Here is a 13,082-nt window from a genome sequence, read left to right on the forward strand (position 1 = left end):
GGCTCCTGGCGCTGAATCATCAATCGGCACAGAGCTGCAAGCTGAGGTAAAGCTCAAGTTTCATGAGCTTAGTTTTACAGCTAAATATGCTGACTATAATGCAGATGCCTTGGGCGAAGATACTCGTCGCATATGGTTGCAAACTGGCTTGTCTTTCTAAGCCTTTGTTTATCATTGCTCAAAGAAATAAAACCCAACAGACAAAAGCTGCTGCTTAGTTCGGGGAACTTTGGCTTAGCTGAGGGATAGTTGCCAAGCGATTGATGTGTGTCATGTGCTGAATCACTAGAGCATGATAAATTTTCTTTATTAACTAGAGGAGATTTTATTATGTATATAGATGAGACCATCATTGCGGGTTTATTGGTTGTTGCGGGTACTGTTGTGTTTCTAGGTGGCTTTGGCTATTTTGCTTATAAAGACGCTCAGAAATCTAAAAAAAGTTAGTTCGCTTTACTTGAAAAAACCAGGTCATAATTCTCTTGATCTGGTTTGTGTTTCCCCGCTCTTATTCAAGAGCTTCGTCATAGACGCTTTTTCAAATACCCTCTCACTTCCAAACACTACTCTTTTCTGAATCCCTTGCTAGACTGAGTATTAAACTCAAATTAGGAATATTGAATGAAAGGTTTACATGGTTGGATGCGTACCCTCGAGAAAAGCGAGGCGGCTGTTCTCTCAACCTTAATTAAGGAGCTAGACCAAGTTACGGCTTCTGATGAGTCTTCTGGGGCCCAATTGGCAGAAGTTATTCTTAAGGATGTAAGCCTGACTGCCAATATCATACGTGTTGCTAACGCAGTAACTTTCAACCCTAGTAATATTGCAGTGACAACGGTCAGTCGTGCGGTTATCAATATTGGTTTCAAGAATATTCGCTCAATTTGTTTGTCGATCAAAGTACTCGAAGCAGTACTGAAAGATTCCCCATCTCCCTTATTAGTCGCAATGCTTGCCCGCTCGCTTCATGGCGCAAACCAAGCAAAAGCGCTCTGTGAAAAGCTGAATAATACGGAGCAGGAAGAGGTATTTGTCGCCTCTTTGTTGAGCCATTTGGCTGAGCTGTTGGTCTTGGGGTGCCACGAATCTGAGGTACGCTTGCTTAAGCGTGAGATTGAACCTAGCTCTTCAATTGAAGAAAAAAATCGCTGTGCTGAGAAGTTCCTGGGCGTTAGCTTAACTCGTTTAGCAAAAACACTGACCAAACAGTGGCGAATTGAAGGCCTGATTAACGATGTTCTAGCGGGCTCAGGAGAAGAGGACCCGCGTGTTCAAGCGGTTATATTAGGAGATGAGATAAGTCGTGTTGCTTTACTCGGCTGGGATTCAGCAGAGTTTAAGGAGGTTGCGCAGCGCGTCGCAGAATTTAAAAATATCGGTGAAGCAGAAGCAATGTTCGCACTCAAGAAAACAGCAGATGAAACGGCAGAGACTGTTGCTTCCTTCGGCAAGAAAGTATTGGTTGAGCATATTCCAACCAGCACTCGAGCAGCAAAGGAATTAGAGAAAAAATACGACAATGAAACTGAAGGCTTACAGCCAAATACTGCAATAGAGCTTGAAGCACTGGAGCGTTTGGATAAGCTGTTAGCGGGTGATTTTAATATCAATGAGGTGTTTAAGCTTTGCTTGCAAGGGCTTCATAAAGGCATCGGCCTTGAGCGCGTCGCCTTGGCAATATTTGATAAAGAGCACCAGAGGGTAGTCGTTAAATATGCTTCAGGGCAGAGCACGGAGAAGTGGCGAGAGAAGTTTGTTGTTCGATATGAAAGAAGCCGTTCGGGTTTCTTGTTTAACCTGTTTGAACGTGATCAGGCTGCCTGGATAGGTAACTCGGACTACCAGCACATAACGCAATTTATATCGCCCGAATACCTAGGTATTACAGGTCAGAAAAGGTTTTTTATATCGCCTTTAGCCACTGTCCGTAAACGAATCGGGTTTATCTATGCGGATATGGGGCAGACTTCGAGAGAGCTCAATACAAGTTATTTTGAAGGCTTTCATCGGTTTTTAGATAAGTCTAAAGAAGCGCTAACAATTCTTGCAGCACGCTAACTCAATTGCTTCTCGATGTCGCTTATTGTCGCAAAACCATCTTCTACCGAGAAGCTAATATCCAAATCGTATAGTCTAAGCTTATAAAGCTTCTCATCTTCTTGATCTTGTTTGTATGCAGGCCGCGGATCATATGAAATAACTTCGACTATTAATGCCAATAGGTCATCGGGGTACGAACTCGATAATTGCTGTGCTTTATCCTTAAAGGGTTTGTTTAAAACTACTTTTAGCCTTGGCTTTGGTGGTTCTTCTGCAAATCCGCAGCGCGAGTCCGAGGTAGCGTCCGCATAATCAATATAGGGTTTGATATCCAATATTGGTGTGCCATCCAGAATGTCCGGGCAAGCGATGATCAAGCTTGCTTGATTGTTTTGGATTCTAACTTCCCGTAGTTCAACCAAAGATTGCCCAAGTGAATTCGGTCGAAAGGGAGAACGACTCGCGAATACCCCAATTTTTTTATTACCACCTAAGCGCGGTGGCCGAATCATTGGTCGCCAAGGTTTATCAGCATTTAAGTGAAAGCTGAAGCTTAGCCAAATATGAGAAAACGCTTCAAGCCCGTGAAATGCATCGGGGTCGTTATAAGGGGGGTAAAGTTCTATTTCAGCGTAAGCTGAAGTAATTAAGTTAGCTTGCCGGGGAATACCAAACTTTTCAGTAAAAGGTGAGTGCAATACACCTATTTCTTGAAGAGAGTTTGAGCTTTCTTCTCTCGGGTTGATAGTAGGTGCAGGCATTATCAGCTAGAGACTTATTTATAAAATTGTTTAATCTGAAGCGCGTGCTCATCCAGTATTGTTCGCGGTGTTTTGAAACCGAATAGGCCACTAATATGAAGAAATACTTTTGGAATTGCGCGTAGCCAGTCTCCGGACTCTCGGGGAATAAGGTGGAGGTGAAGATGAGGTACAGTCTGATTAGCTGCTTTGCCGTCGTTTACCAAGAGGTTGGTGCCGTGAATGCCTAAACCTGCTTTTTTCTGTGCTTCGACAATTTTGTTACCGATATTAAATAGCTGGGCTCGCGTTTTGGCATTGAGCTCATCCAAACGCTCATAATGCCGTTTTGGAATGATAAGGCAGTGTCCTTTAGTAAGCGGGTAGGCATCCATTAGAGCTAGAAAATGCTCATCCTCGTAAACAATACTGGCTTCTTCGTTCCCAGATATAATTTTGCAAAATATACAGTCCTTCATTTTTTGCTCCGACCATGAACGTGTTAGTGGAAGTTCTGAGAGTTGCCACTGTTTGAGATTTGTTCGCTTTGAACTCCGCTCCATTCTTCGGCACTTTCGACAGGGATGGTGTAGGACTCATCAGCCCATGCCCCTAAATCTATTTTCTGGCAGCGATCACTACAAAAAGGGCGAAAAGGCGAGTCATCACTCCAGGCAACATCTTTTTTACAAGTCGGGCAGTTTACTTTTAACGCGTTAGTTTTTGACTTACTCACTTGCTAGCTCCAAATAGGCTTGGTGTTGTCGAAGAACATTTTGTTTTAAGCTCGCTAAATCACGGTCATTACTGATCACATCATTTGCGCGCTCTAATTTATAATCTCTTGGGAGCTGCATATCAATAATTTTCTGAATTTGTTCAGTAGAATTTTGGTCTCTTTCACTTGCACGTTGTAATTGGAGTTCAACAGGAACATCGATAAGTAATATTCGTGATACCAGTTCAGCTTGATCGGTCTCGAAAAGCAAAGGGGATACGAGGATTACATAAGGGCTGTCTGCACTGTTTAACTGCCTTTTGATTTCGCTTCGAATTATCGGGTGCAGTAAGCTTTCGAGCCATTGTTTTTGATCTTTCGATGAAAATATAATTTGGCGCAAGGCTGCTCTATCAAGCTCACCAGTATTGGTAAGTATATCGGTACCGAAGTGAGTAGCAATTTTGGAGAGTGCGGCAGTGCCAGGTTCAACAACTTCACGGGCGACAATATCGGCGTCAACAATACAGATACCCAATGCCTGGAATTCGTCTGACGCTGCAGTTTTTCCGCTGCCGATACCACCGGTTAAGCCAATAATAAGCTTCTGCTGTGCTTTGGAATTAGTATTCACTATGATGCTCACTATTCAGCGCTATGCTTGAAGGCTACCGAGCCAAAAGCGAACTAGCTCATCACCAAAAATCATATAGATCCAGCCAGCAATGGCTAGATAAGGCCCGAAAGGGATCGGGATATTTTTATCCCGGCCCTTAATGATAATAAGGGAAATGCCAATCACCGCGCCTACAACAGAAGAAAGCAAAATAATAATCGGCAGGGATTGCCAGCCAAACCAGGCTCCTAAGGCTGCCAGAAGTTTAAAGTCACCATAACCCATGCCTTCCTTACCTGTTAGCAGCTTAAAGGCGTGGAATACTAGCCATAAGCTTAAGTAGCCGAATATGGCGCCCCATAGTGCGCTTGATAAGGGCACAAACGTTTCGTAGTAGTTGAGAATCAAACCACCCCACATTAGTGGTAGCGTCATGTTATCTGGCAGAAGTTGTGTGTCGGCATCGATCATCGTTAGTGCCACAAGTACCCAGGTCAGGATAAGTGCTGCAAGACCAGCATAACTTGCACCATAGATGGAAATAGCGGCAAGTGAAAGTAAAGCTGTGACAAGTTCAACTAAAGGGTAGCGGATCGAGATTTTGTTTTTGCACTGACTACAGCGCCCCTGCAAGAAGATATAGCTGATTACAGGGATATTTTCCCAAGGCTTAATCGCATGCTGACACTTTGGGCAGCTCGAGTTGGGGGTCGATAGGGTGATTTTTTCCTGTTTTGGTTCAGGCTGGTCTAAAAATGCAGCGCACTGAAGTGCCCAATCTTGCTCAAGCATTTTAGGGAGCCTAAAAATGACAACATTCAAGAAGCTGCCGACTAATAAACCGAAAATAAGTGTTGAAGCGTATAGGAACGCAGGGTTGTCATTCAGGTGTTGGAAAAGTGCGAGCATGAAATTGTTCCGGTGCGGCGTTTATCGTTGTTTATTGTTAGCGTGAAAGTTGCGAATGAGGGGAATCATAGCCTAAGTCAGGTTTAAGTAGTAGATAAGGCGGGCACGAGAAGTGTACCCGCTTGAATATACCTTATACAACGGCTCCCATTTGGAAGATAGGTAAGTACATTGCGATGATCAAACCACCAATCAGTACACCTAATACGGACATAATAATCGGCTCCATTAGTGCCGTCATATTATCAACCAGGTCATCTACCTCATCTTCGAAGTGCGTCGCGACTTTGTCTAGCATCGTATCAAGTGCACCAGACTCCTCACCGATCGAAACCATTTGTACTGCCATGGAGGGGAACACACCGGTAGAACGCATAGAATATTGAAGTTGTGTACCCGAGGCTACATCGTCTCGCACCTTAAAAACGGCGTTACGATAAACAATATTACCTGTTGCGCCGGCAACTGAGTCGAGAGCGTCTACAAGAGGTACACCTGCTGAGAAAGTGGTAGACAATACGCGTGCAAAGCGTGCAATGGATGATTTCTCAATAATCGGACCTACGATAGGAATCTTGAGTTTTGCCTTATCGCTTGCATCACGGAAAGCCTCGGAACGTTGACTTGCTTGTTTAAATGCGAAGACTAGTCCCGCAATGGTTAATATAAGTATAAACCAGTACTCCTGCATCCATTCAGAGAGTCCAACAACAAACTGAGTAAAAGCAGGAAGTTCGGCGCCAAAGCCCTTAAACATTTCATCAAATGTTGGTACAACTTTTACCAAGAGAATAGTGGTAACGATAAAAGAGACAACCAGTACCGAAATGGGGTAGCTCATTGCTTTTTTAACTTTCTTCTTTAGTGCCTCTGTTTTTTCCATGTAAGTCGCAACACGGTCTAACATGGTTTCGAGTGCACCCGACTTCTCACCAGAGTCAACTAGGTTGCAAAATAAATCATCGAAATGTTGAGGGTGTTTACGAAGCGCGCCGGCAAAATTGTTACCTGCAGCGACTTCATTTTTAATATCAATAACCAGTGTTTGCAGGCTTGGATTCTCAAGGCCGTCTGCAACGATATCAAAGGCTTGAATAAGCGGTACGCCCGCTTTCATCATGGTAGCAAGCTGGCGCGTAAAAATAGCGACATCGAAGGGGGTTATTTTTTTCCCTTTCGCACGAGTGGCAGCCGCTTTTTTTACTTTGACGGGTTTTATGCCTTGCTTACGAAGCTGTGCTTTGACCAAGGCCGAGTTTGCCGCGGCCATAACGCCAGTAGTTTTATTTCCTTTTCGGTCAGTGCCTTCCCAGGAAAAGGACAATGTTTTATCTGTGGTGCTTGCCATGTGTTAGTCCTTGGTTACACGTTCGACTTCTTCAAGGCTGGTGACGCCTTCAATAGCCTTTAAAAGTGCTGATTTTCTAAGGTTGTTAAAGCCTTCTTCATCTGCCTGCTTTGCGATTTCAAGTGAAGTGGCTTCGGACATAATAAGTTGAGCGATCTTAGGCGTGTTTTTAACGACTTCGTAAATGCCCACCCGGCCTTTATAGCCTTTATTACATTTATCACACCCTTTTGGTTTATAAAGTGTAAAACCTGTATCAATTTGTTCTTTTGTGAAGCCTTCCTTCTCTAGTGTTTCGGGAGGGATATCAGCAGGCTCTTTACAGGCGCTGCATAAGCGTCTTGCCAGTCGTTGTGCGATGATAAGACTGACAGATGTGGCGATGTTGAATGCCGGAACGCCCATATTGATCATACGAGTTAGAGTTTCTGGTGCGCTATTGGTATGTAGGGTCGACATAACCATATGACCTGTCTGTGCAGCTTTGATTGCGATAGACGCAGTTTCCAGGTCTCGAATCTCACCAACCATGATGATGTCAGGATCTTGACGTAAGAAAGACCTAAGTGCTTCAGGGAAGCCAAGCCCGACTTTAGGGTTAACGTTAACCTGGTTGATGCCTTCCAGGTTAATCTCAACCGGGTCTTCTGCGGTAGAGATATTTCGTTCGTCAGTATTTAGTATATTCAAACCGGTATAGAGTGATACTGTTTTACCACTCCCCGTAGGGCCGGTTACTAGGATAAGCCCTTGCGGCTGGTGAAGCGCATCCATATAGAGCTCTTTCTGGACGTCTTCGTAACCCAATGCGTCAATCCCCATTTTCGCGCTGCTCGGGTCAAGAATACGCAATACAATTTTTTCGCCCCACAACGTAGGTAGGGTATTCACCCGGAAATCAATCGCTTTGGTTTTTGATAGCTTTAGCTTAATACGTCCATCTTGAGGAATTCGCCGCTCAGAAATATCCAGCTGGGACATAACCTTTAAACGGGCTGATATCTTGGGGGCCAGTTTAATGGAGGGCTTTGAAACTTCGTGTAATATACCGTCTGTACGGTAGCGAACGCGGTAGCTTTTTTCATAAGGTTCGAAGTGTAAATCTGATGCGCCAGTTTTGATTGCGTCGAGTAGCATCTTGTTGACGTATTTAACAATCGGCGCATCATCCGCATCACTAGCCGACACTTCATTGTCTGAGTCATCGCTCTGATCAACATCGATGTCGTCAAGGTCTGCATCGTCCAGATCGCCCATCGTTGTATCCTGCGACTCAAGATACTTCTCGATGGCTGCATTAAGCTTGTCATCTTCAACGAGTATTGCGTCAACACTTGCGCCTGTATGAAACTTGATTTCATCAAGGGCAATAATATTGGTTGGGTCCGATACCGCAATAAAAAGCCGATTGCCACGCATAAATAAAGGCAGGGCATGGTGTTTTCTAATTAGCTTTTCATCAACCACCTTTTCGGGGAAGGATTCTTGCTGAAAGGCATTTAGGTCCAAAACAGGCATACCAAATTCTTGCGCAGCAGAAAATGCTAGGTCCTTGGCTTTAGCCGCTTTTGCTTGAACCAGATGGGAAACCAGTGATAAATTGTTCTGATGAGCGTGTAGCTGTGCTTTTCGGGCAGTTTCTTCATCGAGTAACTGATCCAAAACAAACTTTCTGGCCAAGCCAGTAAGTGTCGTGTTTTCTGCTGTCATGGGGCTTCTTTGCTTGAGTTAAATTCACCATTTAGATGCACAAACTAATGTTTGGACTAAATAACTGGCTTTAAACGGTTTAGCGCTTGCTGATAAACGCATACATATATAAGGAAGTGTAGTGGAAGTTTTCAGATTTAAAAGAAAGCTTCGCATAGTGTGAGTAACTGACAAATATTGTCACTTCCTGTCATCAAGAGTATGGTCCAATACTTGTGATAATACTTCAAGGTAATTCTATAAAAGAACTGTAATCTACTGACTAATAAGGGAAATAATATTAATATTTGTAATTGGCACGTTGCCTGCTATTGTTTAAGTGTCGGTACGCAGAGTGTGAAGACTGATTGCAAACGCTTAGAAGAGCAAGCAACTTTCCTGACGCGAAGCCATCCTTAAGGGTAGACTCAAGTTTACCTTTAAAGATGGGTTCCAGATTGAAGGTAGTAGTAAAGCAAACAGGCTACTAAAACAATCGAGCGGCCATTTATACTAAATCTGGAGATATATTATGAATATGAAAAAGAATCAGCAAGGTTTTACGCTAATTGAATTGATGATCGTTGTTGCGATTATTGGTATTTTGGCAGCGGTTGCCATTCCTGCTTATCAGGATTACACGATTCGAGCGAAAGTAACTGAAGGTATGGTTTCTGCGGCTGCGCTGAAAATTGGAGTAACAGATATGTTCGCTGATAGTGGTGTAGCTGGTATTGATTCGTATGCTGCTGTAGTTGCTGGGGACCAAGCGAACTTGAAGACTGGTTCAATTAAGGCAATCAAGATTGATAAGTCTACAGACACAAATCCAGGAACAATCACTATTGATATGACTCTGATTCCTGCGATCTCTGGTGCAGGTAATCTTGCCTTCGTACCTTCGATTGGTACAAATCCTTTAGCGGATGCCAATGCAGCGGGAACAATTGTTTGGGCTTGTGATACTGCAGCAACAACAATTGCTGATAAATTCCTACCAGCGACTTGTAAGTAATCGCTACATAGGAACTAGCTAGCCTTTAAGGCTGCTAACGAGAAACCCCGGCTTAGTCCGGGGTTTTTTGTGTCTGAAAGGTTGATAAAAACATAAAGATTAATGTTTTACTCAAGACTAAGTAAGTGTTCATTCTTGCTTAATGTACTTTTGCCTATACCTTTTACTGCAACTAACTCTTCGAGGCGGGCAAACTCACCATAGCGCTCACGATAGTCAACAATGGCTTCAGCTTTTTTTAAACCTACGCCTTTCAATGCTTTGGCAATAGTTTGAGCATCTGCGCTATTGATGTTTATGGCCTTACTGGTTTGTATTGAACTATTTGGTTCATTGTCTGCATAGCTAATATTGCTGAAAGAAAGCAGCAAGCTAAACAAAAAAGGGATAAGCAGGCGGGGAGGGATGTTTGCGATGTTGTTAGAAAGAAAAGAGTTTGATTTCATAAGTTCGCTCCTTGCGTTAATAGAATCAAGTGCATGAACGGCTATTGAGCAATCCGTGTCAAAGCTTGTGTCATGCAAGTTCGATATTAACGGCTTCAGAGGCGATAGTGAATACTAATTCTATGATTATTCCTAATTAATTTAACTCACTGACACAATTAGCGACAATCACTATTGTATTCACTAAGGACTTGGTTAAAATGAAGTCAGGCGCTCGCAGAAGCGCTCAGAAACTGGAGAATGATAAGGATAAATCGGACGTGCTAAGTAAGTTGTTACACCTTCCCCGGTACCAGAAACGCCTGGTTACGGTTTTTGCAGACAGTCTTTGTCTACCTTTCGCCTTATGGATGGCCCTAAGTTTACGTTACGATGAACTTTATTTGCTTGAAAATAGCTCCGTATTGTTAGTCGCTTTTGTCACCGTTTTTACCAGTATTTTTGTTTTTGCGCGTCTCGGTTTATATCGGGCTGTTATTCGCTATATGAGTAATCATGCTTTACTGGCGATTATTTCTGGTGTTTCTATCTCTGCTATTATGTTGGCGGCTTTGGGCTTTTTATTTCAGGCGCCGATTCCTCGTTCCGTTCCCATTATTTACTGGTGTTTAGCGATGATCTTTGTCGGAGGGACGCGTATGTTAGCTCGCTCTCTGGTACACCGCGATATGATGAAATCCAAAGATCGGGTGATTATCTATGGTGCGGGTAAGTCTGGCTTGCAGCTAAGTTCGATACTTTTTCATGGCAAGCAGGTTCAGCCAATTGCTTTTATTGATGATGATATTAGTAAGCACGGTAGCATTCTTAACGGTATCCGCGTTTATTCACCCGAGAATATTTCTGAGGTGCTCAAGCGTTATGGTGCGCAGAGTATTTTGTTAGCCTTGGGCCATGCTTCCAGGGCTCGAAGAGCTGAAGTGATAAAGGGCTTGGAGCAGTACCCGCTTGCTGTGCAGACCATTCCACAAATTAATGATGTTGTCAGCGGTAAGGCGCGAATTGAAGAAATTCGTGATGTTGATATTGAAGACCTGCTTGGGCGTGATGAAGTCGCGGCCGATAGGGCCAGGCTTTCGGGTTGTATCTCAAATAAGGTGGTGATGGTCACTGGTGCGGGGGGGTCAATTGGCTCTGAGTTGTGTCGCCAAATCGTCAAGCTAAACCCGCGAAAGATTGTCCTGTTTGAATTGTCTGAATTTGCCCTTTATCAAATTGAGCAAGAGATTTCCAAGTATATTCAAAAACATACATTAAAGACTGAAGTGCATGCCATTATGGGCTCTGTGCAGAAACAGCATCGCATGGAAGTTATCATGAAGAGCTACGCTGTCGAAACGGTCTACCATGCCGCAGCTTACAAACATGTTCCTTTGGTAGAACACAATGTCATTGAAGGTGTTCGCAATAACGTCTTTGGCACTTGGTATTGTGCCGAAGCGGCGATTAAAGCAGGGGTAGATACCTTTGTGTTAGTTTCAACCGATAAGGCTGTTCGCCCGACTAATGTGATGGGCGCAACCAAGCGTTTATCGGAGCTTGTACTTCAAGGCTTAGCCCAGCGCCAGAACGATACACGTTTTTGCATGGTTCGCTTTGGCAATGTATTAGGTTCTTCGGGTTCTGTTGTACCGCTGTTTCGTAAGCAAATTAATGATGGTGGCCCGGTAACGGTAACGCACCCTGATATTACTCGCTATTTTATGACCATTCCTGAAGCAGCCTTGTTGGTACTTCAAGCAGGCTCAATGGGCGAGGGCGGTGATGTCTTTTTGCTTGATATGGGCGAGCAGGTTCGAATTGCCGATTTGGCAGGTAAGCTGATTCGCTTAATGGGCCTTGAGGTGAAGGATGATGATAATCCAAATGGTGATATCGAAATTCAGTATACCGGCTTACGACCAGGCGAGAAGTTATACGAAGAGTTGTTGATTGGCGACGACCCTTTACCAACCAGTCATTCTCGAATTATGAAAGGTCGTGAGATCTCATTACCTTGGGTTGAAGTAGAAGCCTTGCTTGAGAAGATTGATAAATACTCTCATCTATTTGATTGTTCTTCAGTGCGTGAGACGCTACTTAAAGCGCCTCTAGGGTATAACCCATCGAACGAGATTGATGACCTTGTTTGGAAGCAATCTCAGCATGAGTTGATACCCGAACATAATGCTTCAGCGAATGAAGAAGCACCCGTAAAGCCAAAAGTGGTTTCGATTTCAAAATCGCCCAAAAAACTGGCCTGATTTACTGCGCTGCCAAATGAGGGTGGCGTGAGCAGAGTTATCTCGCTTTTTAGCACTACTTTATATAGTGCTAATAGTGCTAATAGTGCGGCGGGGGCGGCTCCTGCTCAGTGCTTGCGCTGCCAGATTTAAGTTCCCCAAGCCCTTCTTTTAATAGTCGGTTCGCTACCCACAAATCTTGGATTTCCCTGTCCTGCTTAGTGATTACATCGTTGAGGGTGTTCAGTAAATCATCTTGAAACGATAGTTTAACTTCGAGCTCACTGATTCGTTCATTAAGTTTTTCGATAAGGGCTTCGGGTAATTCTGATTGGCTCATGTTTTTACTATCTTAAGTATGGAGAGAGGGCGCTATTGTAATACATATTACCCGGTGCTCAAGAATTTAGTGTGTTGACTGTAGAATCGAATAAGTTCTAAGCAAGATATTGTGTGAGCCAAAAATCTGTTATCATGCTCGGCTTGCGTTGAGTCTGGTCGTGTTTATACAGGTCAATGCAGCGTTACCTGTCGATTGCCAATACTTTTACAGGGTTGTTCACAGGTGGGGGATGCAGATATTTTTTCCTTAATGGTGTTTGCTGAACCAATTCCACTATTTTAAGAGTTTGTTTAACGAGAAAATTTACATGTCTACACAGAGTTTATCTAAAAAATTATTAGTAAGTGCGGTTGTTGCGCTGCCATTTCCTTACGTTATGTTGGTATTGGCTTCGTCTGCTTCAGTATTACCACAAGGCCTTACAGCCGAGAATTTCCTTTCAGGTGAAAATGGTAGCGGCTTTTACGCTTTGGTTTGGTTGATGTTTTTTGCTGCATCTGCCATTTCGCAAATTGCGGCACAGTCTTCGTCTTCTTCTGCTTCAAGTAACAATGCGCAAGAAGCATCTGAGTCTGATGACGACGATGATACACCTGAGGGTGTAGAGTCCGGTACCGTTAAATGGTTCAATGTGAATAAAGGTTTTGGTTTTATTACGACCGATGCGGGCGAAGATGTTTTTGTTCACTTCCGTTCAATTCGTGGTCGCGGTCGTCGCTCATTGCGTCAAGGCCAAGCAGTGCGCTTTGATTTGAGTGAGGGTGAGAAGGGTATGCAGGCAGACAACGTTTCGGTTGCCAAGTAAGCCTCTAGCTCTTTAGCTTCTACAGAAAAGGCTTATCCCCAGCGGATAAGCTTTTTTTCGTTTCGGGTGATGGCATTCCAATATTCACCTGCTTCATCTTCCCCTTCTTGCCAGCTATGTGCGGCACACCTGACCTCAAGTTCATACATCTCTAACAGGCTTAGTGCGCAGGCTTCATCATTGTCCCAAGG

14 protein-coding genes are annotated in these 13,082 nt (G+C 43.7%); 5 read left to right on the forward strand and 9 right to left on the reverse strand.

Translation table 11 applies throughout. The features are described 5' to 3' along the window. The first annotated feature begins 330 nt into the window (after window positions 1–330). Both ccoM and A3766_RS05045 read left to right on the forward strand, forming a co-directional pair. Window positions 331–447, forward strand: a complete 117-nt coding sequence (ccoM, locus tag A3766_RS32465; protein ID WP_304438928.1) for a cytochrome c oxidase subunit CcoM — start codon at window positions 331–333, stop codon at window positions 445–447. Window positions 448–621: 174 nt separating this feature from the next. Further along, on the forward strand, window positions 622–2,058 hold the full coding sequence (locus tag A3766_RS05045; protein WP_068641831.1) for an HDOD domain-containing protein: 1,437 nt from the start codon (window positions 622–624) through the stop codon (window positions 2,056–2,058). Here A3766_RS05045 and tsaA read toward each other — a convergent pair. The 7 genes from tsaA to pilB all read right to left on the reverse strand — a co-directional run bounded on the left by tsaA (window position 2,055) and on the right by pilB (window position 8,081). Next, the gene (tsaA, locus tag A3766_RS05050) at window positions 2,055–2,801 is read right to left on the reverse strand and encodes a tRNA (N6-threonylcarbamoyladenosine(37)-N6)-methyltransferase TrmO (protein ID WP_068637741.1); all 747 of its coding nucleotides are present in this window, start codon (window positions 2,799–2,801) and stop codon (window positions 2,055–2,057) included. The genes A3766_RS05045 and tsaA overlap by 4 nt on opposite strands. Before the next feature lie 14 nt (window positions 2,802–2,815). Next, on the reverse strand, window positions 2,816–3,259 hold the full coding sequence (locus tag A3766_RS05055) for an HIT family protein (RefSeq protein WP_068637739.1): 444 nt from the start codon (window positions 3,257–3,259) through the stop codon (window positions 2,816–2,818). Window positions 3,260–3,282: 23 nt separating this feature from the next. Next, complete coding sequence (gene yacG / locus A3766_RS05060) at window positions 3,283–3,516, reverse strand: DNA gyrase inhibitor YacG (protein WP_068637738.1); 234 nt, start codon at window positions 3,514–3,516, stop codon at window positions 3,283–3,285. Continuing rightward, on the reverse strand, window positions 3,509–4,132 hold the full coding sequence (coaE, locus tag A3766_RS05065; RefSeq protein ID WP_082865443.1) for a dephospho-CoA kinase: 624 nt from the start codon (window positions 4,130–4,132) through the stop codon (window positions 3,509–3,511). The genes yacG and coaE overlap by 8 nt, the downstream gene beginning before the upstream one ends. A gap of 21 nt (window positions 4,133–4,153) precedes the next feature. Beyond that, entirely contained in the window at window positions 4,154–5,023 is an 870-nt protein-coding gene (locus A3766_RS05070; protein WP_068512915.1) for an A24 family peptidase, read from the reverse strand. Window positions 5,024–5,156: 133 nt separating this feature from the next. After that, a complete protein-coding gene (locus A3766_RS05075; protein ID WP_068637737.1) occupies window positions 5,157–6,371 on the reverse strand; it encodes a type II secretion system F family protein in 1,215 nt (404 codons plus the stop codon). 3 nt (window positions 6,372–6,374) lie between these two features. After that, the gene (pilB, locus tag A3766_RS05080; protein WP_068512909.1) at window positions 6,375–8,081 is read right to left on the reverse strand and encodes a type IV-A pilus assembly ATPase PilB; all 1,707 of its coding nucleotides are present in this window, start codon (window positions 8,079–8,081) and stop codon (window positions 6,375–6,377) included. Window positions 8,082–8,598: 517 nt separating this feature from the next. On the opposite strand from pilB, the gene A3766_RS31875 reads away from it, so the two are divergent. Continuing rightward, window positions 8,599–9,075, forward strand: a complete 477-nt coding sequence (locus tag A3766_RS31875) for a pilin (protein ID WP_068637743.1) — start codon at window positions 8,599–8,601, stop codon at window positions 9,073–9,075. Window positions 9,076–9,182: 107 nt separating this feature from the next. On the opposite strand, the gene A3766_RS05090 is transcribed toward A3766_RS31875, so the two are convergent. Further along, window positions 9,183–9,521, reverse strand: a complete 339-nt coding sequence (locus A3766_RS05090; protein ID WP_068512906.1) for a helix-hairpin-helix domain-containing protein — start codon at window positions 9,519–9,521, stop codon at window positions 9,183–9,185. A 200-nt stretch (window positions 9,522–9,721) separates the two neighbouring features. Here A3766_RS05090 and A3766_RS05095 point away from each other — a divergent pair, with 200 nt between their 5' ends. Then, window positions 9,722–11,764 (forward strand): nucleoside-diphosphate sugar epimerase/dehydratase, encoded by a 2,043-nt coding sequence (locus A3766_RS05095; protein ID WP_068512903.1) that lies wholly within the window; start codon window positions 9,722–9,724, stop codon window positions 11,762–11,764. A gap of 79 nt (window positions 11,765–11,843) precedes the next feature. Here the strand turns inward: A3766_RS05095 and A3766_RS05100 are convergent, their stop codons facing one another. Then, window positions 11,844–12,083 carry a SlyX family protein gene (locus A3766_RS05100; RefSeq protein WP_068512900.1) on the reverse strand — a complete coding sequence of 80 codons (240 nt, stop codon included), beginning with the start codon at window positions 12,081–12,083 and terminating at the stop codon, window positions 11,844–11,846. Between the two features lie 310 nt (window positions 12,084–12,393). Here A3766_RS05100 and A3766_RS32470 point away from each other — a divergent pair, with 310 nt between their 5' ends. After that, window positions 12,394–12,891 carry a cold-shock protein gene (locus A3766_RS32470; protein ID WP_068512899.1) on the forward strand — a complete coding sequence of 166 codons (498 nt, stop codon included), beginning with the start codon at window positions 12,394–12,396 and terminating at the stop codon, window positions 12,889–12,891. The last annotated feature ends 191 nt before the right edge of the window (window positions 12,892–13,082 follow it).

The organism is Oleiphilus sp. HI0132 (genome assembly GCF_001635845.1).

Bases quoted from the DNA above. Each gene is read 5' to 3' on its own strand.
- ccoM (WP_304438928.1), top strand. From the start codon at position 331: ATGTATATAGATGAGACCATCATTGCGGGTTTATTGGTTGTTGCGGGT.
- A3766_RS05045 (WP_068641831.1), top strand. From the start codon at position 622: ATGAAAGGTTTACATGGTTGGATGCGTACCCTCGAGAAAAGCGAGGCG.
- tsaA (WP_068637741.1), bottom strand. From the start codon at position 2,801: ATGCCTGCACCTACTATCAACCCGAGAGAAGAAAGCTCAAACTCTCTT.
- A3766_RS05055 (WP_068637739.1), bottom strand. From the start codon at position 3,259: ATGAAGGACTGTATATTTTGCAAAATTATATCTGGGAACGAAGAAGCC.
- A3766_RS05070 (WP_068512915.1), bottom strand. From the start codon at position 5,023: ATGCTCGCACTTTTCCAACACCTGAATGACAACCCTGCGTTCCTATAC.
- A3766_RS05075 (WP_068637737.1), bottom strand. From the start codon at position 6,371: ATGGCAAGCACCACAGATAAAACATTGTCCTTTTCCTGGGAAGGCACT.
- pilB (WP_068512909.1), bottom strand. From the start codon at position 8,081: ATGACAGCAGAAAACACGACACTTACTGGCTTGGCCAGAAAGTTTGTT.
- A3766_RS31875 (WP_068637743.1), top strand. From the start codon at position 8,599: ATGAAAAAGAATCAGCAAGGTTTTACGCTAATTGAATTGATGATCGTT.
- A3766_RS05090 (WP_068512906.1), bottom strand. From the start codon at position 9,521: ATGAAATCAAACTCTTTTCTTTCTAACAACATCGCAAACATCCCTCCC.
- A3766_RS05095 (WP_068512903.1), top strand. From the start codon at position 9,722: ATGAAGTCAGGCGCTCGCAGAAGCGCTCAGAAACTGGAGAATGATAAG.
- A3766_RS05100 (WP_068512900.1), bottom strand. From the start codon at position 12,083: ATGAGCCAATCAGAATTACCCGAAGCCCTTATCGAAAAACTTAATGAA.
- A3766_RS32470 (WP_068512899.1), top strand. From the start codon at position 12,394: ATGTCTACACAGAGTTTATCTAAAAAATTATTAGTAAGTGCGGTTGTT.